Origin of the sequence: Streptomyces sp. NPDC101393 (assembly GCF_044767385.1) — a bacterium.
Lineage (GTDB): Bacteria > Actinomycetota > Actinomycetes > Streptomycetales > Streptomycetaceae > Streptomyces.
Genome location: NZ_JBIWNU010000004.1, coordinates 673234 through 694271, shown reverse-complemented (window position 1 = coordinate 694271; position 21038 = coordinate 673234). Strand labels below are relative to the sequence as shown.

The following is a 21038-nucleotide window of genomic DNA, read 5'->3' as shown; positions in this document are numbered from 1 at the left end:
GATGAAAGGCTGTTGACAAGTAATGGAATGGGCGTGACGTCGCTCCGATGAGCGCAATTCCGGGCTCGTGCGGCGGGGTCTCAGAGTGCGGGACGGGTCATGGTGAAACGGGCGTTCACGTGGGCGTGAACGGTTTGGCGCTGGGGTTCGAGGTCGAGGGCGGGGGGTGCGCCGCCCGGCTCGGGGGGCGGGCCGGCGAAACCGCCGTAGGAGCGCATGGCGGGGGCGGGTGCGGGGGGCTCGGCGCCGAGGTCGGCGAGTTCGACGAGGGCGTCGAGGCGGGCGCCGAGTGCTTCGGCGTATTCGCGGGCGCGTTGGACGGCTTCGCGTACGGCGTGGGTGCGAGCGGTCCGGTGGGCGGGTGAGTCGGGGCGCAGGCTCCACCAGGGTCCGTTGACGTGGGTGAGGTCGAGGTCGCCGAGGCGGGTGGTGAGTTCGCCGAGGGCGGTGAAGTCGTTGAGGGTGGCGGTGAGGGTGACGCGTCCGTGGTAGGCGCGGATGCGTTCGTGGCGGCCTTTTTCGGTGAGTTGGGGGGTGATGCTGAAGGTGCCGGTTTCGAGTCGTTCGACGGCTTCGCCGTAGCTCTTGATGAGGGTGAGGGCTTGGTTGTTGCGGTGGGTGAGGTCGGTGAGCGCGGTGTTGCGGTCGGTGCCGCGGGCGCTGGTGGTGACGGTGATGCGGGCGATCTCGGGGTCGACCTCGATGCGGGCTTCGCCGCGTACGGCGAGCCGGGGGGTGTCGGGGGTGCCGTAGGGCAGGGGCGTGCCGTACGGCTGGGGGGTTTCGTGGGGCAGGGGGGCGGGGTCGGTCATGGGCGGGCTCCGTGGGGTGCCGGGTGGTGTGGTGGCTGTGGTGAAGGGTCGCATGGGAGGGGGGTTCAGCGGCGGGGTACGAGGGTGGAGTTCTGGTGGGGGACGGAGGGTGCGGGGTCGGAGGGGGGTTGGTGGAGGCCGAAGGTGGTGAAGGCGGTGCGGGCGGGGAGGGGGTAGGGGGTGTCGCCGGTGAGGGTGTTGAGGATGCGGGCGCTGCGCCAGGCGGCGAGGCCGAGGTCGGGGGCGCCGACGCCGTGGGTGTGGCGTTCGGCGTTCTGGACGTAGAGGGAGCCGGTGACGGCGGGGTCGAGGACGAGGCGGTGCTGGGGGTCGATGCTGGGGCGTCCTGCGGTGTCGCGCTTCAGGTGGGGGTCGAGGGCGGCGAGGAGGGTGTCGAGGCGGCGTTCGCGGTAGCCGGTGGCGAGGATGACGGCGTCGGTGGTGAGGCGGGTGCGGGTGCCTTGTTGGGTGTGGTCGAGGTGCAGCTCGATGGTGTTGTTGCCGGCGCGGTCTGCGGTGCGTACGGCGACCGACGGGGTGAGGGTGGCGTCGGGCCAGCCGCCGGGGAGGGTGCGGCGGTAGAGCTCGTCGTGGATGGCGGTGAGGGTGTCGTGGTCGATGCCCTTGTGGAGTTGCCATTGGCTGGGGATGAGGTCGTCGCGTACGGGTTCGGGGAGGGCGTGGAAGTAGCGGGTGTAGTCGGGGGTGAAGTGCTCCAGGCCGAGTTTGCTGTATTCCATGGGGGCGAAGGCGGGGGTGCGGGCGAGCCAGTGGAGGGCTTCGTGGCCGGTGGGGCGGGCGCGTAGCAGGTCGAGGAAGATTTCGGCGCCGGATTGGCCGGCGCCGATGACGGTGATGTGGTCGGCGGCGAGCAGGCGTTCGCGGTGGTCGAGGTAGTCGGCGGAGTGGATGACGGGGACGGCGGGGTCGTCGGCGAGGGGGCGCAGGGGTTCGGGGATGTGGGGGGCGGTGCCGATGCCGAGGGCCAGGTTGCGGGCGTAGGTGCGGCCGAGGGCTTCGGCTTCTCCGTCGGTGTCGAGTTGGGTGAAGTCGACTTCGAAGAGGGCGCGTTCGGGGTTCCAGCGGAGGGCGTCGATCTGGTGGCCGAAGTGGAGTGCGGGGAGGTTTTCGCTGACCCAGCGGCAGTAGGCGTCGTATTCGGCGCGGTGGGTGTGGAAGCGCTCGGCGAAGTAGAAGGGGAAGAGGCGGTCGCGGGTGCGGAGGTAGTTGAGGAAGGACCAGGGGCTGGTGGGGTCGGCGAGGGTGACGAGGTCGGCGAGGAAGGGGACTTGGAGGGTGGCGCCGTCGATGAGGAGGCCGGGGTGCCAGTGGAAGGCGGGGCGTTGGTCGTAGAAGGCGGTGCGGAGGTGGGTGAGGGGCTGGGCGAGGGCGGCGAGGGAGAGGTTGAAGGGGCCGATGCCGATGCCGGCGAGGTCGAGGGGGTGGTCGGGGCCGTTGGTTTCCGGGGTGTGGGGGGCGGGGTTGTTCATCGGGGGATGTGGCCTTCCACGAGGTTGAGGAGGGTGGTGAGGTCGCCGGGTTGGGTGTGGGGGTTGAGGAGGGTGGCTTTGAGCCAGAGTCCGGTGGGGGTGGTGGCGCGGCCGAGGACGGCTTGTCCGTCGTTGAGGAGGGTGCGGCGGATGTGGGCGAGGGTGGTGTCGTCGGCTCCGGTGGGGCGGAAGAGGACGGTGCTGAGGGTGGGGCGGGTGTGGAGTTCGTAGCGGGGGTGGGCCTCGATGAGGTCGGCGAGGGTGTGGGCGGCGGCGAGGGTGCGGTCGACGAGGTCGCCGAGGCCGTGGCGGCCGAGGGCTTTGAGGGTGACGGCGATCTTGAGGATGTCGGGGCGGCGGGTGGTGCGGAGTGAGCGGCCGAGGAGGTCGGGGAGGCCGGCTTCGGTGTCGTCGTCGGCGTTGAGGTAGTCGGCGCGGTGGGAGAGGGCGGCGAGGGTGGTGGTGTCGGGGACGGCGAGGAGGCCGGCTGCGACGGGTTGCCAGCCGAGTTTGTGCAGGTCGAGGGTGACGGTGTGGGCGCGGGCGAGGCCGGTGAGGGCGGCTTGGTGGGTGTCGCTGAAGAGGAGTGGTCCGCCGTAGGCGGCGTCGATGTGGAAGCGGGCGCCGAAGTGGGTGGCGAGGTCGGCGAGGTCGGGGAGCGGGTCGATGGCGCCGGAGTCGGTGGTGCCTGCGGTGGCGGCGAGGAGTACGGGGCCGGTGTGTCCGGTGAGGTTGGCGAGGCAGGTGTGGACGGTGTCGGGGGTGAGGGTGCCGTGGGGGGTGGGGAGGGTGACGGGGTCGGGGAGGCCGAGGAGCCAGGCGGCGCGGTGGATGCTGTGGTGGGCGTTGGCGCCGCAGACGATCTGGAGGGGTGCGTAGGGGCCGGGGCCGGGGCGGGCGGCGGCTTCGCGGGCCAGGAGGACGGCGAGTTGGTTGGATTCGGTGCCGCCGGTGGTGACGAGTGCGTCGGGTGCGTCGGCCCGGGGGTAGACGAGGGCGGCGAGTTCGCGGCTGGTGAGGGCTTCGAGTGCGGAGGCGGCCGGGGCCTGGTCCCAGGAGTCCATGGAGGGGTTGAGGGCGCTGGCGGCGAGGTCGGCGGCCGCGGCGAGGGCCAGCGGCGGGCAGTGCAGGTGGGCGGCGCAGTGCGGGTGGGCGGGGTCCGCGGCGCCGGCGGCGAGGGTCTGTACGAGGGTGCGCAGGGCGTCGTGCGGGCCGGTGCCGTGTGTGGGGATGAGGGGGGTGCAGGCGGCGTGCACGGCACGGGCGACGGTGTCGGGGCCGCCGGGCGGGAGGGGTCCTGCGCGCATCTCGGCGCCGGTGGTGAGGGCGTCGAGGACGGTGTCGAGGAGGGGGCGCAGGGCGGCGGGGCCGTTGGTGCCGCCTGCGAGGGCGGTGCCGGCAGGGGGCACGGACATGGGGGTGCTCTTCTTCACGGGGGCTTGGGGCGGTTCGCCCGGTCCGGTCGGCCGGGTCGGCCTGGCTGGTCCGGTCGGTCCGGCCGGTAGGGCTGGCCGGTCGGGGCCGTTGAGGCCGGCGTCGGCCACCTCTTAGGTCGCCCTAAGTTACTTTCCCCGTGCGGTGTGTATCCACTGGTCCGGGTGGTTCCACCCATACGTGGTACGGGTCTGCCGCACGTGTTCGGGTGCCGCAGGACGGCGTCCGGCGGCACCCGTGTCGTGCGGCGGTGCGCTATCCCCCGTGGGTGCGGGTGCGGACGTGCAACGCCCGGCGCAGGTCGTCGAGTTGGTCGTCGAGTTTGCGGCGCAGGGCGGGGGTGGGGTCGCCTTCGGCGAGGCAGGTTTCGCCGAGGCGGAGGGTCTCGGGCTCGATGACGGTGGGGAAGGCGTGGCGTCCGGCGGCGTCGGCGAGGGCGGGGCCGCGACGGGCGGCGAGGGCCGGTGCGTCGGTGAAGTAGCGGGCGACGTAGGGGCGGAGCAGGTCGTGTTGTTCGGGGTGCCAGAAGCCGGTGGCGGTGGCGGTGAAGAGGTGGTTGGAGAGGGCGGTGCGGTCGTCGGTGGTGAACAGGGCGTCCCAGGCGGCTTGTTTGGCCGCGGGGTCGGGGAGGGCGGCACGGCAGCGGGCGGCGCCCTGTTGGCCGGTGGCGCTGGGGTCGCGGGCGAGTTCGGCGTCGATGGTGGCGCGGAGGTGGTCGAGGGGGGCGGTGCCGAGGGTGGCGAGCCGGGTGAGGATGCGCCACCGGAGTTCGGGGTCGAGCGGGGGGCCGCCGGGGATGGTGCCGCCGTCGAGCCAGTCCTGGATGCCTTCGTCGCTGGTGGCGCTGTCGATGAAGGTGCGTACGGCGATCAGGCGCAGGCCGGCGGCGGTGCTGTGGTCGGTGCCTTCGGTGCGGCGGAGCAGGTCGCGGCTGATGGCGGTGAGGGTGGTGAGGGCGGTGTGGCGGTCGATGGGGGTGTCGGTGAGGGTGTGTCGCTGCGCGTGGGGGTCCGGCTGATCGTGGCGGGCCGCGGGGGGTGGCGGGGTCGGGAGCTGGGGGGAGGGGAGGTAGCGGTCGGCGATCTGGGTGCGGGCGAAGGTGAGGACGCCCTGGACGAGGGCGAGGTCGGTTTCGTGCGGGAGGTGGGTGCGGGCGGCGTCGAGGTAGGCGGCGGGTGGGAGGACGCCGTCGCGGACCATGTCGCGTGCGGCGTTCCAGACGACGGCGCGGGTGAGGGGGTCGGGCAGGCCGCTGAGGGCGCGGGCGGCGGTCTGCCAGGAGGCGGCGTCGAAGCGGATCTTGGTGTAGGTGAGGTCGCCGTCGTTGAGGACGATGAGGTCGGGGGTGGGGTGCGCGAAGGTGTGGGAGGTGCGGCCGGGGTCGGCGGGGATGTCGAGGTCGAAGCGGCGCTGCGGGGTGAGGCGGGTGGGGTCGGCGGGGTCGTGGGTGTAGGTGCCGACGGTGATGTGGTGGGGGCGGCTGCCGGTGTGGAGGAGGTCGAGGCGCCAGGTGTCGTCGCCGGTGTGGGGTTCGGGGGTGAGGGTGTCGACTCCGGTGGTGCGCAGCCAGCGGTCGGCCCAGGTGTGCACGTCGCGGTCGGTGGCGCGGGCGAGGGAGTCGATGAAGTCGGCGAGGGTGGCGTTGCCGAAGCGGTGGCGGGTGAAGTGGTCGTTGATGCCGGTCAGGAAGTCTTTTTCGCCCATCCAGGCGACGAGTTGGCGGAGCGCGGAGGCGCCCTTGGCGTAGGAGATGCCGTCGAAGTTGAGGAGGGCGGAGGCGGTGTCGGGGACGTCCTGGGGGGTGGGGGCGACGGGGTGGGTGGAGGGGCGCTGGTCGGCGTCGTAGCCCCAGCCCTTGCGGGTGACGGCGAAGTCGGTCCAGGTGTCGGTGAAGCGGCTGACTTCGGAGAGGACTTGGTAGCCCATGTATTCGGCGAAGGATTCGTTGAGCCAGATGTCGTCCCACCATTGGAGGGTGACGAGGTCGCCGAACCACATGTGGGCCATTTCGTGGGCGATGACCATGCCGCGGGTCTGGCGTTCGGTGTCGGTGACGGCGGAGCGGTGCAGGAATTCGTCGCGGAAGGTGACGAGTCCGGGGTTTTCCATGGCGCCGGCGTTGAATTCGGGGACGAAAGCCTGGTCGTAGGAGTCGAAGGGGTACGGCTCGTCGAAGAGTTGGTGGTAGCGGTCGTAGCAGCGGCGGGTGAGGTCGAGGATTTCCTCGGCGTCGGCGTCGAGTTGGGGGGCCAGCGAGCGGCGGCAGTGGATGCCGAAGGGCAGTCCGGCGTGTTCGGTGCGAATCGAGTGCCAGGGGCCGGCGGCGACGGCGACGAGGTAGCTGCTGATGGGCGGGGTGGGGGCGAGGGTCCAGTGGCCGGGGTCGCCCGTGGTGGCGATGCCGTTGCCGAGGACGGTCCATTCGGGGGGTGCGGTGACGGTGAGGGCGAAGACGGCCTTCAGGTCGGGTTGGTCGAAGGCGGCGAAGACGCGTTGGACGTCGTCCAGGAACAGCTGGGTGCAGGTGTAGGTCTCGGCGTCGGCGGGGTCGGTGAAGCGGTGCATGCCTTCGCCGGTGCGGGAGTAGCGCATGGTGGCGTCGAGGCGTAGTTCGTGGGTGCCGGGGGTGAGGCCGGTGAGGGGGAGGCGGTTGTCGTCGAGGGCGGCGGGGTCGAGGGGCCGGCCGTCGAGGGTGGCGGTGTGCAGCTCTGCGGGCTTGATCTCGGCGAAGGTGTCGCCGGTGTCGCGTGCGGTGAAGTGGAGGACGGTGCGGGAGCCGAAGTGGTCCTCGCCGCGGGTGAGGTCGAGGTCGATCTCGTAGCGGTGGACGTCGATGAGCCGGGCTCGGGTCTGCGCCTCGTCGCGCTGCAGTGCGGGCATGGGGTCATGCTGCCGTACGGCCGGTGGTGGGTGCAGGGTCTGCGCGTGGGGTGGTGCGGGGGCGTGGCGGGGTGGGTGCGGGGCCGGGAATGTTAGGTGCCTTGCTTCTCAGTACTAAAGTTTTCGTGGTGGCCGGGCGGCGGACCGCGGCCCGGCAGCAGAGCCCCGGGGAGGGTGTGGGTCATGGCGAGGAAATCGGCCGAGCGGTCGGACGCGGTGGCGTCGATCATCGAGGACTGGCATCGGGAGCGGCCCGAGCTGGACACGTCGCCGCTGGAGGTGCTGGCGCGGCTGCACCGGACGTTTTTGCGGTACAGCACGCGGCTGACGGCGTCCGTGGAGTCGTACGGCCTGTCGGTGGCGGGGTTCGATGTGCTGACGGCGCTGCGCAGGGCGGGTAAGCCGTTCCGGCGTACGGCGGGGCAGTTGGCGGATTCCGGGCTGATCTCGTCGGCGGGGGTGACGCTGCGCATCGACCGGCTGGAGAAGGACGGGCTGATCGTGCGGGAGCGGGATGCCGAGGACCGGCGGGTGGTGCGGTCACGGCTGACGGAGGAGGGGCTGGCGAAGATCGACGCGTTGTTCGCGGAGCATCTGGAGAACGAGCGGCGGATGCTGGCCGGCCTCTCCCCCGCCGAGTGCCGTCAGTTGGCGCGCCTGCTGTCGAAGCTGGAGCGGTCGATCGTCGAGGCGGGTGAGCCCGGGGAGGGGGCTTCGGCCTGAGGGGTGGCGGACGGCCGGTCGCCGTCGTGCGGGGGCCGGGTGAGCAGTCGGGCGCCGCAGACCAGGGTGACGGCCTGGGTGCCGATGAGGAGGGCGTATCCGGCGCCGAAGCCGCGGCCGCCGCCGAGGGCGATGGCGGCGCCCATGGCGGTGGGCATGAAGGCGGAGACGAGGTTGCCGACGCCGTTGACGACTCCGTAGGTGCTGCCGACGGTGCCGGGGGGTGCGTGGCGCTGCACGAGGGTGGGGATGGCGGGCCCTTGGAGGCCCCAGAAGCCGCCGGCCAGGACGAGTCCGGTGGTGGCGAGCCAGTCGGCGTCGGCGGTGAGGACCAGCAGGACGCAGGCGGCGGTGCCCAGGGAGCCGGTGACGAAGAGCAGCGGCAGCCGGCGGGCGGGGAGCTTGTCGATGAGGTGGCCGCCGAGGAAGCCGGAGGCCAGGCTCATCAGGAAGGGCAGGGCGGAGACGGTTCCCGTCCGGGTGAGGGAGAAGTGCCGTTCCTGGAGGAGGTAGGCCGGGAGCCAGGAGGTGGACCCCCACAGGTAGGCGAGGGTGGCGATCTCGATGAGCAGGATCCGGCCGAGGGCGGGGGTGCGCAGCGCCTCGCGGAGGGTGGCGCGGACGCGGCGGCGCGGGGCGGGGGCCGGCGGTGGGGTGGTGTCGGGTGCCGGGGTGTCCTGGTGTGCGGGGCCGTGGTGCGCGGTGCCGCGCCGGCCGCGGATGAAGAGGGCGACCAGGGGCAGGCCGACGGCGGCGTTGAGGGCGGCGAGCAGCACGAACGACAGGTGCCAGTCGTAGGCGTGCACCAGGTAGGTGATGAGCGGGAGCCCGGCGGCGGTGCCGAGGGAGACGCCCATGGAGCTGACGGCGTTGGGGCGGCCGCGCTCGCCGGGGGCGAAGTGCTCCTTGACGTACATGGTCTTGAGGGAGAAGAGCGGGCCTTCGGACGCGCCGAGGGCGAAGCGCAGGGCGAGGAAGGTCAGCGCGCCGAGGGCGTACGGGGAGATGAGGGTGAGGGCGGCCCAGAGGGCGACGCTCAGCAGCAGGCCGCGGCGGGTGCCCAGGGCGCTTTCGTAGAGCGGGGTGAGGAAGAAGGCGGCGAGGCCGTAGCCGAGGAGGAAGACGGTCATCAGGGCGCCTTGGAGGACGCGGTCGCCGGTCATGCCGAAGTGGTCGGTGAAGGGTCGGTCGGTGATCAGGACCGAGACGTTGACGCGGTCCATGGAGGAGATGAGGACGACGAGGAGCAGGCTCAGGACGCCCGGCCACCGGCGCGGTCCGGTGCCGCGGCCGGTGGCGTGGTCCTGGGGGGTGTGGGGCCCGTGCACGGGTCAGCCGCCGGCGGATGCGGCGGCGGCCGCCTGCTTCTCGGCCTCGGCGCGGTAGAGGCGGCGCAGCCGGACGACGCCGAGGTCGTGCTGGTAGAGGTTCTCGGCCTGGTCGGCGTCGTGCGGCATGGCTTCGAGCATGACGCGGTCCTGTTCGAGGACGTGCCAGTGGCGTTCCTCGATGAGGGTGCGGTAGAGGAAGCGCCAGGTGTCGCGCTGCCAGTCGCTCACGCGGCGGTAGCGCCAGAAGAAGACGCCGCTGCGCGTCTCGTCGATGGGGCAGACCATGCCGACGATGCCGAAGGGGCCGCCGGGGCCCGCGGACGGCGGGTAGGGGATGGACAGGTCGACCCAGTCGACGCCGGTGCGGCACAGTTCGACCCAGTCGAAGTTGACACCGCGCTGGTCGGTCTTCTCGAAGAAGTAGCCGCGGGCGGTTTCGCGGATGCGGAATTTGGCGGTGGTGTCGCCGCCGCCCATGGTGTGCGATTCGTGGTGCAGGAACTGGCCGTGCATGGGGTCGAGGAGGTTCTCCATGCCGTAGCGCCAGGGCACGTTCCACTCGGCGTAGCACAGGAACGCGTCGACCGCGGGGTCGGTGAGCGGTTCGGGGAGGGTCAGTTCGCAGGGGTCGGGGTGCTGTGCGTCGCCGAAGTAGGCGAGGATCGCGCCGCCGGTCTCGCGGACCGGGGGGCTGGTGACCAGCTGTTTGCCTTCGAGGGCGCAGCCGGGCAGGCCGGGTACGGAGGTGACGGTGCCGGTGCCGTCGACCTCGACGCCGTGGTACCAGCAGGAGATGCGGTCGCCGAGGTGCCGGCCGAGGGAGAGGCGGGCGCCGCGGTGCGGGCAGCGGTCGGCGAGCATGTGCGGGGTGCCGTCGGCGCGGCGGAAGAGCAGCCAGTGTTCGCCGAGTGCGGTGACGCGGCGCATGCCGCCGGGGGCGACGAAGTGGGAGGGGACGACGGGGTGCCACTGGCCCCGGAGTCCGGTGGCGTAGAGGTGGTCGGCGGCGGCGGTGGTGTCGGTGGTCACGGGGGTCACGCTCCCAGTCGGTGCATCTCGTCGCGGAAGGTCTGTTCGGTCCAGGGTTCGCCGTCCGGGGCGTGTACCTGACGGGCATTCAGCCCCTGGATGACGTCGGTGAGTTCGTGGCCGACGTGGGTGAAGATCTCCTCGAGGGTGTGGGCGAGCTTGAGCTCGTAGGGGGTGGGTTCGCGGGTGCGGGACTGGTGGATCTCGAGGTAGGGCGTCGGGGTCACTGGGGCTCCTGGGGCGTGGGCGGGTCGGTGCGGGTCACAGGTCGAGGACGAGGCGGTCGCCGGCGCAGCGCGAGACGCAGATCATCAGGGAGGTGTTCGCGGCGCGTTCGCTGTCGCTGAGCAGGAAGTCGCGGTGGTCGGGGGTGCCGTCCAGGACGCGGGTCTCGCAGGTGCCGCAGATGCCGTCGCGGCAGGAGCTGGTGACGGCGAGGCCGGCGGCTTCGACGGCGTCGAGGATGGTGGTGGTGTCCTCGACGCGGACGGTGCGTCCGGCGCGGGCGCAGACGACGTCGAAGGCGTGGCCGCCGCCGCCCTCGGGTGCGGCGGGCCGCGGTGCGGCGAAGCGTTCGGTGCGCAGCCGGTCGGTGCGGCCGAGGGCGGCGCAGCGTTCCTCGACGGCGGCGAGGAGGGGTTCGGGGCCGCAGCAGTAGACGAGCGTGTCGTCGGTGAGGCCGGTGAGGGCGGCGTCGAGGTCGAGGTGGCCGTGCACGTCCTGGGGGTGCAGGTCGCAGCGGTCGGTGGTGTGGGCGGTGAGATCGGCGAGTTCGCCGGTGAAGGCGAGGCTGGTGCGGCGGCGGCCGCCGTAGACCATCTGCCAGGGGGTGCCGGTGCGGTGGGCGTGGCGGGCCATGGCCAGCAGCGGGGTGATGCCGATGCCGCCGGCGAGGAAGAGGTAGCGGCCGGCCGGTTCGAGGGCGAAGTGGTTGCGGGGGCCCCGGACATGGACGGTGGTGCCGGGGCGCAGGGTGGTGTGGATGTGCGCGGAGCCGCCGCGTGAGGTGGGGGTGTGCAGGACGGCGATGCGGTAGCGGCCGGTGTCGTCGGGGTCGCCGCACAGGGAGTACTGGCGGATGTGGCCGCCGGTGTGGACGTCGATGTGGGCGCCGGGCTCCCAGGGGGGCAGTGCTTTGCCGTCGGGGTGGACGAGGTCGAGGGCGAGGACGTCGTCGGCCTCCCAGGTCATCCGGTGGACGAGCAGGTCGAGGGCGGGTTCGGTCATGGTCGTCCTCCTTACCGGGCGGGCAGCGCGACGGGTGGGGTGAAGGGGCTCTTCATGGGGCCGAGGGCGGTGAGGTCGACCTCGACGAGGGTGGGTCCGTCGCTCGCGGTGGCGGCGGCCAGGACGGGGGCGGCGTCGGCACCGTCGGCGATCCGGGCGTAGGGCAGGCCGGTGGCGTGGGCGAGTGCGGCGAAGTCGGGGGTGGTGAGGTCGACGCCGGAGCGGCGGTCGAAGTAGCGGTCCTGCATGTTGCGCAGGACGCCGTAGCCGCCGTCGTTGAAGACAACGAGGGTGAGGCGGGGGCGTTCCTGGGCGAGGGTGAGGAGTTCGCCGAGGTGGACGGCGAGGCCGCCGTCGCCGGCCATGACGAGGGTGGGGGTGTCGGGGTGCGCGAGGGCGGCGCCGATGCCCATGCCGAGGCCCTGGCCGATGCCGCCGCCGCGCGGGAAGACGTTGGTGTGCGGGTGGTGGATCTCCAGCAGGCGGTTGCCCCAGCTGCTGGCGGGGACGGTGACGTCGCGGGCGATGACGGCGGTGCGGGGCAGCGCCGCGCGCAGGGCGTCGCAGATCGCGGCCTGCGGTCCGATCTGGTCGCGCAGGGCGGCGCGGACCTCCTCGCGTACGTCGCGCAGGCGGGCGGTCCAGGCTCCGTCCGCCGGGCGGTCGCCGGTCCGCGCGGTCGCCAGGCGCTGCCGGAGGGCGGCGAGGGTGGTGGCGGCGTCGCCGTGCAGGGTGAGGTCGGCGGGGTAGCTGCGGCCGAGGGCGGCCGGGTCGTGGTCGATCTGGAGGTGCGGGGTGGGGAGCCGCAGGGCCCAGTCGGCGGTCTCGTTGGAGCGGAAGTGGGTGCCGATGGTGAGCAGCAGGTCGGCCTCGGCGAGGAGTTCGCGGCCGGCGGGGGTGGTGGCGAAGTTGCCGATGACCCGGTCGTGGTCCTCGGGGACGGCGCCGCGGCCGGAGTTGCTGGTGAGCAGTCCTGCGTTCAACTCGCCGATCAGTGCGGCGAGTTCGGGCCCGGCCGCGGTGGCGCCGCCGCCGGCCCAGATGAGCGGGCGGCGGGCGGCGGCGAGCAGCGCGGCGGCCTCGTCGAGGGCGGTGGGGCCGGGCAGCGGGGGCGCCTTGGGGGCGGCGGCGGCCGGGAGGGCGGCCGGGTCCTGGGGCGCGTATTGGAGGTCGATGGGCCATTCGACGCTGGCGGGGCCGCCGGCCGGGCCGAGGGTGCGGTCGGCGGCGTCGCGCAGGACGGCGCCGGCGGTGGCCGCGTCGGTGACCGTCGCGGCGTGCGCGCTGACCGCCCGCAGCATGCCGAGCTGGTCGCGGGTCTCGTGGATGAAGCCGCGTCCGGCGCCCAGGTGGTGGCTGTCGATCTGTCCGGTGACGTGCAGGACGCGGCTGCCGGTGGCGAGGGATTCGATCAGTGAGCCGGCGGCGTTGCCCGCGCCGGTGCCCGTGCTGGTGAGGGCGCAGCCGAGGCCGCCGCGGGCCCGGCCGTAGCCGTCGGCGGCGTTGACGGCGGTGGCCTCGTGGCGTACGGGCACGAACCGCAGGTCGCGGTCGACGGCTTCGACGAGCGGCAGGTTGTGCACACTGACGACGCCGAAGACGGTGTCGACGCCGAGGTCGCGCAGGAGGGCGACGAGCAGATCGCCGCCGTGGGGCTGGGACATGGTGCGGGCTCCTGGGGAGGGCGGGCCGGGGCGGGGGCGGGTGTGGCTCAGGCGATTGCGCGGCCGACTCCGCCGCAGACGTCGACGGCGGTGCCGGTGATGTACGAGGCGCGGGGCGAGAGCAGGGCGAGGACGGCGTAGGCGACCTCGTCGGCGCGGCCGAGGCGGCCCAGGGCGATGCCGCGGTCGGCCGCGAGGGCGGCCTGCCAGCTGTCGTAGGGCTCGGTGGTGCCGGATGCGGCGTGCCGGCGGGTCCACTGACCGGTGTCGATCAGACCGAGGCAGACGGAGTTGACGCGGATGCCGTCGGCGGCGAGTTCGTGGGAGAGGGACTTGGAGAGGTTGAGGATGCCGGCGCGGGCGGCGCTGGTGGTGATCAGGCGGGGCTCGGGTTGTCTGGCGAGCACCGCGTTGATGTTGACGACGGATGGGGCGGACGCGGCGCGCAGCAGCGGGAGGGCGGCGTGCAGCGGGTTGAGGACGCCGGCGAACTTCAGCTCCAGTTCGTCGCGCCAGTCGTCCGCGGTGGTGTCGGCGAGGCGCTTCATGCGGGACTGCCCGGCGTTGTTGACGAGCCCGTCGAGGCCGCCGAAGTGGTCGGCGGCCCGGCGGACGAAGCCGGTCACGGCGGTGCTGTCGCGGACGTCGCAGGCGCCGGTCAGCAGCCGGTCGTCTCCCGCGCCGAGGTCCGCAGCGGCGGCGGCGAGGCGGTCGGGGGTGCGGGCGCACGTGGCGACGCGGGCGCCCTCGTCGAGCAGGGCGCGGACCGTGGCCAGGCCGACGCCCGAGCTGCCGCCGGTGACGAGTACGGTGCGGTCGGCGAGGCCGAGGTCCATCGGTGTCTCCAGTGGTTCGGCGGAGCGCGGTGTGCTCCGGGCTCAGTGCATGGTGAAGCCGCCGTTGACGGCGATCACCTGTCCGGTCAGGTAGCGGGATTCCTCGCCGAGCAGGAAGGCGACGGTCCCGGTGAGGTCGTCGGGCTGCTGCGGCCGGGAGATGGCCCGGTGGGTGCGGTAGAGGCCGTGCCGCTCGGCGGGCACCGCCCTGGTCGCCTCGCCCTCGGTGAGGCCGGGCGCCACCGCGTTGACGGTGATGCCCTTGTCGCCGAGTTCGCGGGCCATCGCCCGGGTCAGCGCGATGACGGCGCCCTTGGAGGCGACGTAGTGGGCCAGGCGCGGGGAGCCGTAGAGCGCGGCGTCCGAGGCGAGATGGACGATGCGGCCGCCGGTGCCGTGCGCGAGGAGCTGCGGCAGCAGGGCCTTGGACACCAGCCACGGGCTGCGGGCGTTGACCGTCATCAGCCGGTCCCACACCTCGACGTCGATGTCCCAGAATTCCTTGCCGCCGACGCCGTTGGCGAGCGCCGCGTTGTTGACCAGTCCGTACAGCGGCCCCAACTCCCTCACTGCGGCCGCGAGTTGAGTCACGGACTCCGGGTCGGCGACGTCGCAGCGCACGAAGTGGGCGTCGAGGCCGGCGTCCCGCAGCCCGGTGGCGGCCGCCTCGCCGCGCCCGGCGTCCACCTCGGCGACGACGACCCGGAAGCCGTCCTCGCCGGCCCGGCGGGCCATGGCGAGTCCCAGGCCGCGGCCCGCCCCGGTGACGACGACCGTGCGCGGTTCAGTCACGGGTGACGCCGTGCATCGGCGAGTGTTCCGGGTACGTGGGCACCTGCGGCTTCTGCGTGCCGATGACGACGCAGAAGAGCGCCTCGGTGTCCCCCTCGTTCTTCAGCGAGCGGGCCACGCCCGCCGGGACGACGATCATGTCGCGGTAGCCGAGCGTGCGGTACTCGACCTCGTCGCCGCCCCGGTGGATGCCGACCCGGACCTGCCCCTCCAGGACGAAGAAGGCTTCCTCGACGTCGTGGTGGGTGTGCTCGGGGCCCTCGGCGCCGGGCGGCAGCAGCATGTTGGAGAAGGTGAAGCCGCCGGAGGGCAGGATGCGGCTGTCGCTCTCGTGGTTGCCGGTGGCGCCCGAGCCGACGTAGCGGATCTGGCCGCGCCGGTACTGCGGGCCCGCCTTCTCCTGGAAGGACAGGGTGTCGAAGTCCGCGACGCGGGAGTCCTTGGTGGCGATCAGCGAGTCGGTGTACTGCGCCAGGTCGCCGCCGTTGTCGTACGCGGTGGTGGTCAGAGGCATGGCATGGGCCCTTCGCTAGGAGGTGACGATGTGCAGGTGGGAGAGGACCCAGGCATTGAAGTGCGCGGGCTGCTCCTGATTGGCCAGGTGACCGGCGTCCTTGACGATCACGTAGGCGGTCTTGTGCAGCGTCCCGGCGATGACCTGTGCGGCATCGACGCCGGTGACGGTGTCCTGGTCGCCGCAGAGGACGAGGGCGGGCGCGGTGATCGCGGGGAGTTCGGGGCGCAGGTCGGCCGCGGCCATCGCCTCGGCGGCGTAGGCGTATCCGGGCAGCCGCACGGAGGCGGCCATGGTGTCGACGACCCGCCGGACCAGCTCGGGCGGCGCGTCCGGCGAGACGAGCCGGGGTCCGCGCCGTTCGGCGAAGGCCCGGGGGCCGAGTTCGGCCAGTTCGGCGGCCCGCTGCCGCATCGCCGCCGCCTTCGCCGGGTCGGTACCGGAGCCGGCGCTGGAGTCCGCGACGATCAGCGAGTCGACGAGTTCCGGGTGGCGGGAGGCGAGCCGCAGCGCGATCACCCCGCCCCAGGAGACGCCGAGCACGTGGGCGCTCGTGCCGTGCTCGCGGAGGAGCGCGGCCGCGGCGTCCGCGAATCCGTCCAGGTCCAGCGGTTCCCGCGGGTCCGCGGACCGGCCGTATCCGGGCGCGTCCCAGGCCACCACCCGTACGTGGGCGGAGAGTTCGGCGAGCTGCGGGGCGAAGGCGGCGGACGACGAGCCGATGCCGTGCAGGCACAGCAGCAGCGGTCCGCCGCTGCCGGCCGTTTCGACGTGCACGGGGGCGGTCACAGGATCGCCCCGGTGCGGCCGGCGAGCGCGGCGAGGCTGCGCAGGACCGCGTACGGCACGACCTGGCTGGTGGCCGGGTTGTCCGGGTCCGGCAGGTGGGCGACCTCGAAGCGGTAGTTGCCGTGCGCGCCGGACGCCTCGACGACATGGCGGGTGTGGTGGGCGGCGGGGTCGGCGACGACCCGCACCCGCACCGCGTCCAGGTTCCCGACGGCCAGGGCGACCGAGGCCGCCACGTTGGTGGACCGGGGGAACTTCACCGGTACGTCGCGTGCGGTGCCGGACATCACCTCGACCGGCGCGTCGGCGGTGCGCATCCGGCCCAGCAACTCCTCGTCCATCCAGGGCTGTTCGAGGGTCGACGGCAGCTTGGTGGTGGTGAGACGCACCTTGTCCAGCGGGCCGAGGGCCACTGCCGCCTGGAGCAGGTCGAGGCCGCCGACGGCGCCGCCGGTGAAGGAGACCCGGCCGGGGCCCGCGTCCAGCAGCCGCTTCGCCAGCCGCTCGTCGGTCAGCGCGCCGGTCGAGGCGATCAGCAGGTCCGTGCCGGAGGTGAGGACCCGCTCGCCCCATTCACGGACCACGCCCTGCCCGGCCGCCTCCACGATCAGGTCGCAGCGCTCCAGGGCCTCCTCGAAGGAGAGCTGCGGGGCGGGGGCCGCGCCGCCGAGCGGCCGGTTGTCGACGATGCACACCAACTCGGCGCCTTCGACGCGGCGTTCGGCGAGCGCGGTGCCGACCACGCGGCCGATCGCACCCCAGCCGATGAGCCCGACCTTGCGTACGCGCCTCATGCGGACACCCCCCGGGGGGCCGCGGCGGGGGCGGCGAGCGGTCCCGGGTCGGGGCGGCCCGCCATGTGCCGGCGGATGGCTTCGGACGGCGGCCCGGCCGTGCCCCACAGGTCGGACAGCTCGGGGACGCGCCGCCACACCCGGGCGATCCAGGTGTCCTCGACGATCTGGGCGACGTCGGAGGTGTACTCGCACACCAGCCCCGACGGGTCGGTGAAGTAGGAGAAGGTGTTGTTGCCGGGGCCGTGGCGGCCCGGCCCCCACTGCGGGGTGATGCCGTGGTGGCGCAGCCGCCCCAGCCCCCGCATGAAGTGGTCGACCGAACTCATCTCGTACGCCACGTGGTTGAGCGAGGCCCACTCGGCCTGGTTGAAGGCGATGCAGTGGTGGTCGGCGTTGCAGCGCAGGAACGCCATCCGGTGCTCGGACCAGTCCGAGACCCGCAGGCCGAGCACGTCACGGTAGAAGGCGACGGCGGCGTCGATGTCCGCGGTGTTGAGCACGGCGTGGGTGACGCCGACCGGCACCGCGCCGTCCCTCCCGCGCGGGGCGACCGCCTCGACCTGCGCACTGATCTCGATCAGCCGGTGCTCGGGGTCGGTGAAGCGCAGCCCGTAGCCGCCGCCGACCTGGTCGAGCGGGCCGGGGCCGGCGACCGGCGTGATGCCGCGGGCGGTCAGCCGCCGGGCCGCCTCGTCCACGTCGGCCGGGGTCGCGACGGCGAAGGCGATGCGGCCGAGACCGGTGCGGTCGGCGTGGGTGAGGTGCAGGACGTGGTGCTCCGCACCGGTGCCGCGCAGCCAGCGGGCACCCCGGTCGGACTCGACGGCCTCCAGGCCCCAGACCTCCTGGTAGAAGTCGGCGGCCTCGGTGAGGACGGGGGTGAACAGCTCGACGTGGCGCAGGGCGCGCAGGTGGGCGATGGGCGGTTGGGACATCACTGTCTCCAGGTCTTCGGGCAGACGTACGGGGCGCGTGAGGGGCTAGCGGGGCGCGGCCCAGGGCAGCGGGGCGCCGTCGGTGCCCCAGTAGAGGGATTTCTGGCGCTGGTAGCCGCGGATGCCGTCGCGGCCCTTCTCCCGGCCGAGGCCGCTGTCCTTCATGCCGCCGAAGGGGGTGGACCCGCTGAACTGCTTGTAGGTGTTGATCCACACCGTGCCGGCGTCGATACGGCGGGCGAGGCGCCAGGCCCGCGCGGCGTCCCGGGTCCACAGTCCGCAGGCCAGGCCGTAGACGGTGTCGTTGGCCTGCGCGACGAGGTCGTCCTCGTCGTCGAAGGGCAGCGCGATCAGGACGGGGCCGAAGATCTCCTCCTGGCAGGCGCGGGCCGAGTTCGGCAGGCCGTCCAGGACGGTGGGGAGGTAGTAGGCGCCGTCGCGGTAGCGCTCGCCTTCCGGGGCGGCGCCGCCGCACAGGACGTGGGCGCCCTCGGTGCGGGCCAGATCGACGTAGGCGGCGACGCTGTCGCGGTGGCGGTGGTGGACGAGCGGCGCGACCTGGGTGGCCGGGTCGCTCCCCGGCCCCACCCGCAGCGCCTTGGCACGGGCGACGAGTGCGCCGACGAACGCGTCGTAGCGGGCGCGGGCGACGAACAGCCGGGAGCCGGCGATGCAGCTCTGGCCGCTGGACGAGAAGATGCCGAACAGCACACCCGCCAGGGCCTGTTCGAGGTCGGCGTCCTCCAGGACGATGGTCGGGGACTTGCCGCCGAGCTCCAGCGACACCGGCATCAGCTTGTCGGCGGCGGCGTGCGCCAGGGCGCGGCCGGTACGGGTGCCGCCGGTGAAGGCGATCTTGCCGACGGCCCGGTGGCGCACGATCGCGTCGCCGGTGACCGCGCCGGGGCCGGGCAGGACGGACAGCAGGCCGGTGGGCAGTGCGGCCTCGGTCAGTGCGCGGTGCACGATCCGGCCGAGGGCGAGGGCGACCAGCGGGGTCCATTCGGCGGGCTTGAGGAGCACGGCGTTGCCTGCGGCGAGGGCCGGGGCGAGCTTCTGGGCGTCGCTGGCGATCGGCGAGTTCCAGGGGGTGATGGCCCCGATGACGCCGATCGGCTCGTGCAGGCTCATGGTGACGTAGTCGCCGCGGGCCGGGGTGACGGCGTCCTCGGCGGTTTCCAGGGCGGCGGCGGTGTAGCGGAAGGTGCCGGCCGCGCTGTGCGCCAGGGCGAGGGTCTCGGCGCGGCACTTGCCGGTGTCGGCGGTCTGCAGGGCGCTGATCCGGTCGGCGTCGGCCTCGATGAGGTCGGCGATGCGGTGCAGCAGGCGGGCGCGGCGGTGGGCGGGCAGCCCGCGCCAACGGGGGTCGGCGGCGGCCGTCGCGGCGCGCCGGGCGGCCTCGTCGACGTCGGTGGCGTCGGCGCCCGCCAGCACGGTGAGGGTGCGGCCGGTGGCCGGGTCGACGGTCTCGACGGGGGCTCCGCCGCCGCGCCGCCACTCCCCCGCGACCAGCACCTCGTCCGGGGTGCGCTCCGGTGCGGGGACCAGGTCCCCCGCCGGTGCATCGACGGTCATCCGCGGCCTCCTGACGGCGAGTTGAGCGGTCCGGGCGGTGCGCCCTGACATGGCGACCACCTCCCTGATTGGTTCAGCGCCAGAAATCTAAGCACTTAACTATTCTCTGGCAAGACCCCAGCTCGAAAAAAGTTCGGTTGGTCAAACCCTTGACGACCACACCCCTGAGGTCGGTAGAACTTAAGCCCTTAGAAACTTTGCGCTTACGAACGGGACGCCCCCACGCAATCCGGCAGCGCCCCGCTCCCCCGGCACCCACCCGCCCCTCGCCCCTCACCCGCCGTCCACGCGGGCCTGGAGGAATCCCGGATGAGCCTCGACGCCTCCCCGGACCGCGACGCCGACGCCACCCGCGCCGGCATCGCCGCCCGGTTCGAACGTCTCCCGTTGTCCCGCTGGCACGTCACCGTCCGCATCGTCATCGGCGTGGTGACCTTCTTCGAAGCTTTCGACCAGCTCCTCATCGCCTACGCGATGCCCGAGCTGCGCCAGGAATGGAGCCTGTCGACCGCCGAATCCACCCTCGTGCTGACCATCGGCTCCGTGGGCATGCTGATCGGCGCCCTCTTCTCCGGCCGGATGGCGGACCGCATCGGCCGGGTCAAGGTCATCGCCCTGTGCATCGGCGCCTCCGGCATCGTCTCCCTCGCCCTCGCCGCCAGCCCCGGACCGACCCCCTTCACCGCACTGCGCTTCGTCCAGGGCCTCGCCATCGGCGGCGAGGTCCCGGTGGCCGCCACCTTCATCAGCGAAATCACCCGCAGCCACGGCCGCGGCCGCTTCGTCCTGCTCTACGAACTCGTCTTCCCCGCCGGACTCACCCTCGGCGCACTCTGCGCCGCCTGGGTCGTACCCGCCCTCGGCTGGCGCTGGATGTACGCGCTCGCCGCCCTCCCCGGCCTGCTGTGCCTCCTGGTCCGCCGCACGGTCCCCGAATCACCCCGCTGGCTCGCCGACCGCGGACGACTGCGGGAAGCGGCCGCGACCATGGACCTCATCGAAACGAAGGTCGCTGCCGCGACGGGCCGCCCGTTGCCGCCGCTGCCGTCCGACACACCTTCCGCACCCGACGCCGCCGCCCCCGCCCCCGGCCCTTCCGCCACCCCCGCCGAACGGGCCGCCACCGGCCTGCGCGGCCTGTTCACCGGCCGCTACCGGCGCCGCACCCTCGTCGTCGGCACCCTCTGGTTCACCGGCTACTTCGTGAACTACGGCATCACGTCCTGGCTCCCGACGATCTACGGCACCCGGTTCGGCCTCAACCTCACCGACGCCCTGCTCTACTCGACCGTCACCTCGGTCGCCGGGCTGCTCGGCTGCCTGCTGGCCGCGCTCACCGTCGACCGGATCGGCCGCCGCCGCATCTTCGCCCTCTTCCTCGGCGGCGCGGCCGCGGTCCTCCTCGTCCTCGCCGCGCTCGGCGCCGGAACGCCGGTACAGGTACTGGTCTGGACATCGCTGGCCGCGGTCTGCTTCTTCGGCTCCAACATCTGCCTCTACCTCTACACACCGGAGCTGTACCCGACCCGGATGCGGGCCCTGGGCTGCAGCGTCGGCGGCGCCCTCAACCGCATCGGCGTGATCCTCGGCCCACTGCTGGTGGGCGCGGTCTACGCCGGCAGCACCGGCCTGACCGGCGTCTTCGTCATGCTCGGCGCGGTCGCACTGGCAGGCGCGGCGGTCGCCGCCACACTCGCGGAGGAAACCACCGACCGTCCCCTGGAGGAGGTCTCCCCCTGACAGCGGGGCGGGGCGGCGGGGCGGGGCGGCGTGGCCGGGGTTTGCCGGGGGCCGGTTGGGGTGTGTGGGTGGTGGGGGCCGGAGGGGCCGTACCGGGGTGTCTCCTCGACGCATGTGCCCTCGGCTACGTGCAGAAGTGGGCCCCCATCCGGCACCTGTCGCTGCGGGGACCCCCCGGTACGGCCCCTCCGGCCCTACGCACGCCCCCGACCGCCCCACCGACCCACGACCCGTCACGACAACACCAAGACCCCCACACCACCAAGACCCCCACACCACCTGGGCCGCGCAGGCACACCACCCCGGCCCGCACAGACACGCCAACCGGGCTGGTGCGGGTACACCAGCCGGGTTCGGCACCCCATCTCGGCCCGCACAGGCATGCCGCCCCGGGCTCGCGCGGACACACCACCCCCGGCCCTCACATGAGCGAGCGACGGGCCGAACATGGCGAGCAAAACGGGCCGGAG

The 21038-nt window shown here is 73.3% G+C and carries 18 protein-coding genes; 2 read left to right on the top strand and 16 right to left on the bottom strand.

What is annotated here, in order from left to right; genetic code table 11:
* Positions 1 to 80: 80 nt before the first annotated feature.
* The 4 genes from ACIRQ7_RS16640 to pepN form a co-directional block, all read right to left on the bottom strand.
* Entirely contained in the window at positions 81 to 812 is a 732-nt protein-coding gene (locus ACIRQ7_RS16640; protein WP_404263058.1) for an SIMPL domain-containing protein, read from the bottom strand.
* Between the two features lie 65 nt (positions 813 to 877).
* Positions 878 to 2302: a lysine N(6)-hydroxylase/L-ornithine N(5)-oxygenase family protein gene (locus ACIRQ7_RS16635; RefSeq protein WP_404263057.1), complete on the bottom strand. Its 1425-nt coding sequence runs from the start codon at positions 2300 to 2302 to the stop codon at positions 878 to 880.
* Positions 2299 to 3717: a pyridoxal phosphate-dependent decarboxylase family protein gene (locus ACIRQ7_RS16630; protein WP_404263055.1), complete on the bottom strand. Its 1419-nt coding sequence runs from the start codon at positions 3715 to 3717 to the stop codon at positions 2299 to 2301. The genes ACIRQ7_RS16635 and ACIRQ7_RS16630 overlap by 4 nt, the downstream gene beginning before the upstream one ends.
* A 274-nt stretch (positions 3718 to 3991) precedes the next feature.
* Positions 3992 to 6616 (bottom strand): aminopeptidase N, encoded by a 2625-nt coding sequence (pepN, locus tag ACIRQ7_RS16625; protein ID WP_404263053.1) that lies wholly within the window; start codon positions 6614 to 6616, stop codon positions 3992 to 3994.
* A gap of 183 nt (positions 6617 to 6799) precedes the next feature.
* On the opposite strand from pepN, the gene ACIRQ7_RS16620 reads away from it, so the two are divergent.
* On the top strand, positions 6800 to 7339 hold the full coding sequence (locus ACIRQ7_RS16620) for a MarR family winged helix-turn-helix transcriptional regulator (protein WP_404263051.1): 540 nt from the start codon (positions 6800 to 6802) through the stop codon (positions 7337 to 7339).
* Here the strand turns inward: ACIRQ7_RS16620 and ACIRQ7_RS16615 are convergent.
* Genes ACIRQ7_RS16615 through ACIRQ7_RS16560 form a run of 12 tightly spaced genes read right to left on the bottom strand, consistent with a single transcriptional unit; the run spans position 7261 to position 18828 of the window.
* Entirely contained in the window at positions 7261 to 8667 is a 1407-nt protein-coding gene (locus tag ACIRQ7_RS16615) for an MFS transporter (RefSeq protein ID WP_404263050.1), read from the bottom strand. The genes ACIRQ7_RS16620 and ACIRQ7_RS16615 overlap by 79 nt on opposite strands.
* 3 nt (positions 8668 to 8670) lie before the next feature.
* Entirely contained in the window at positions 8671 to 9699 is a 1029-nt protein-coding gene (locus ACIRQ7_RS16610) for a Rieske 2Fe-2S domain-containing protein (protein WP_404263048.1), read from the bottom strand.
* Positions 9700 to 9704: 5 nt separating this feature from the next.
* Complete coding sequence (locus ACIRQ7_RS16605) at positions 9705 to 9926, bottom strand: recombinase-like helix-turn-helix domain-containing protein (protein ID WP_401479102.1); 222 nt, start codon at positions 9924 to 9926, stop codon at positions 9705 to 9707.
* 34 nt (positions 9927 to 9960) lie between these two features.
* Positions 9961 to 10926: a PDR/VanB family oxidoreductase gene (locus ACIRQ7_RS16600; RefSeq protein ID WP_404263046.1), complete on the bottom strand. Its 966-nt coding sequence runs from the start codon at positions 10924 to 10926 to the stop codon at positions 9961 to 9963.
* 11 nt (positions 10927 to 10937) lie between these two features.
* Positions 10938 to 12590, bottom strand: a complete 1653-nt coding sequence (locus tag ACIRQ7_RS16595; protein ID WP_404263044.1) for a thiamine pyrophosphate-binding protein — start codon at positions 12588 to 12590, stop codon at positions 10938 to 10940.
* 47 nt (positions 12591 to 12637) lie between these two features.
* Positions 12638 to 13426 (bottom strand): SDR family oxidoreductase, encoded by a 789-nt coding sequence (locus ACIRQ7_RS16590; protein ID WP_404263043.1) that lies wholly within the window; start codon positions 13424 to 13426, stop codon positions 12638 to 12640.
* 42 nt (positions 13427 to 13468) lie between these two features.
* On the bottom strand, positions 13469 to 14218 hold the full coding sequence (locus ACIRQ7_RS16585) for an SDR family oxidoreductase (RefSeq protein WP_404263041.1): 750 nt from the start codon (positions 14216 to 14218) through the stop codon (positions 13469 to 13471).
* Complete coding sequence (locus tag ACIRQ7_RS16580) at positions 14211 to 14732, bottom strand: cupin domain-containing protein (protein ID WP_404263040.1); 522 nt, start codon at positions 14730 to 14732, stop codon at positions 14211 to 14213. The genes ACIRQ7_RS16585 and ACIRQ7_RS16580 overlap by 8 nt, the downstream gene beginning before the upstream one ends.
* Before the next feature lie 15 nt (positions 14733 to 14747).
* Positions 14748 to 15521, bottom strand: coding sequence for an alpha/beta fold hydrolase (locus ACIRQ7_RS16575; RefSeq protein WP_404263038.1), 774 nt, complete (start codon positions 15519 to 15521; stop codon positions 14748 to 14750).
* The gene (locus tag ACIRQ7_RS16570) at positions 15518 to 16315 is read right to left on the bottom strand and encodes an aspartate dehydrogenase domain-containing protein (RefSeq protein WP_404263037.1); all 798 of its coding nucleotides are present in this window, start codon (positions 16313 to 16315) and stop codon (positions 15518 to 15520) included. The genes ACIRQ7_RS16575 and ACIRQ7_RS16570 overlap by 4 nt, the downstream gene beginning before the upstream one ends.
* The gene (locus tag ACIRQ7_RS16565) at positions 16312 to 17253 is read right to left on the bottom strand and encodes a VOC family protein (protein WP_404263035.1); all 942 of its coding nucleotides are present in this window, start codon (positions 17251 to 17253) and stop codon (positions 16312 to 16314) included. The genes ACIRQ7_RS16570 and ACIRQ7_RS16565 overlap by 4 nt, the downstream gene beginning before the upstream one ends.
* A 45-nt stretch (positions 17254 to 17298) precedes the next feature.
* Positions 17299 to 18828, bottom strand: a complete 1530-nt coding sequence (locus tag ACIRQ7_RS16560; protein ID WP_404263034.1) for an aldehyde dehydrogenase family protein — start codon at positions 18826 to 18828, stop codon at positions 17299 to 17301.
* 309 nt (positions 18829 to 19137) lie between these two features.
* Here ACIRQ7_RS16560 and ACIRQ7_RS16555 point away from each other — a divergent pair, with 309 nt between their 5' ends.
* On the top strand, positions 19138 to 20568 hold the full coding sequence (locus tag ACIRQ7_RS16555; protein WP_404263032.1) for an MFS transporter: 1431 nt from the start codon (positions 19138 to 19140) through the stop codon (positions 20566 to 20568).
* The last annotated feature ends 470 nt before the right edge of the window (positions 20569 to 21038 follow it).

Excerpts from the sequence above, each read along its gene's own strand:
- ACIRQ7_RS16640 (WP_404263058.1), bottom strand. The coding sequence starts at position 812 with ATGACCGACCCCGCCCCCCTGCCCCACGAAACCCCCCAGCCGTACGGC.
- ACIRQ7_RS16635 (WP_404263057.1), bottom strand. The coding sequence starts at position 2,302 with ATGAACAACCCCGCCCCCCACACCCCGGAAACCAACGGCCCCGACCAC.
- ACIRQ7_RS16630 (WP_404263055.1), bottom strand. The coding sequence starts at position 3,717 with ATGTCCGTGCCCCCTGCCGGCACCGCCCTCGCAGGCGGCACCAACGGC.
- pepN (WP_404263053.1), bottom strand. The coding sequence starts at position 6,616 with ATGCCCGCACTGCAGCGCGACGAGGCGCAGACCCGAGCCCGGCTCATC.
- ACIRQ7_RS16620 (WP_404263051.1), top strand. The coding sequence starts at position 6,800 with ATGGCGAGGAAATCGGCCGAGCGGTCGGACGCGGTGGCGTCGATCATC.
- ACIRQ7_RS16600 (WP_404263046.1), bottom strand. The coding sequence starts at position 10,926 with ATGACCGAACCCGCCCTCGACCTGCTCGTCCACCGGATGACCTGGGAG.
- ACIRQ7_RS16595 (WP_404263044.1), bottom strand. The coding sequence starts at position 12,590 with ATGTCCCAGCCCCACGGCGGCGATCTGCTCGTCGCCCTCCTGCGCGAC.
- ACIRQ7_RS16590 (WP_404263043.1), bottom strand. The coding sequence starts at position 13,426 with ATGGACCTCGGCCTCGCCGACCGCACCGTACTCGTCACCGGCGGCAGC.
- ACIRQ7_RS16580 (WP_404263040.1), bottom strand. The coding sequence starts at position 14,732 with ATGCCTCTGACCACCACCGCGTACGACAACGGCGGCGACCTGGCGCAG.
- ACIRQ7_RS16570 (WP_404263037.1), bottom strand. The coding sequence starts at position 16,315 with ATGAGGCGCGTACGCAAGGTCGGGCTCATCGGCTGGGGTGCGATCGGC.
- ACIRQ7_RS16565 (WP_404263035.1), bottom strand. The coding sequence starts at position 17,253 with ATGTCCCAACCGCCCATCGCCCACCTGCGCGCCCTGCGCCACGTCGAG.
- ACIRQ7_RS16560 (WP_404263034.1), bottom strand. The coding sequence starts at position 18,828 with ATGACCGTCGATGCACCGGCGGGGGACCTGGTCCCCGCACCGGAGCGC.
- ACIRQ7_RS16555 (WP_404263032.1), top strand. The coding sequence starts at position 19,138 with ATGAGCCTCGACGCCTCCCCGGACCGCGACGCCGACGCCACCCGCGCC.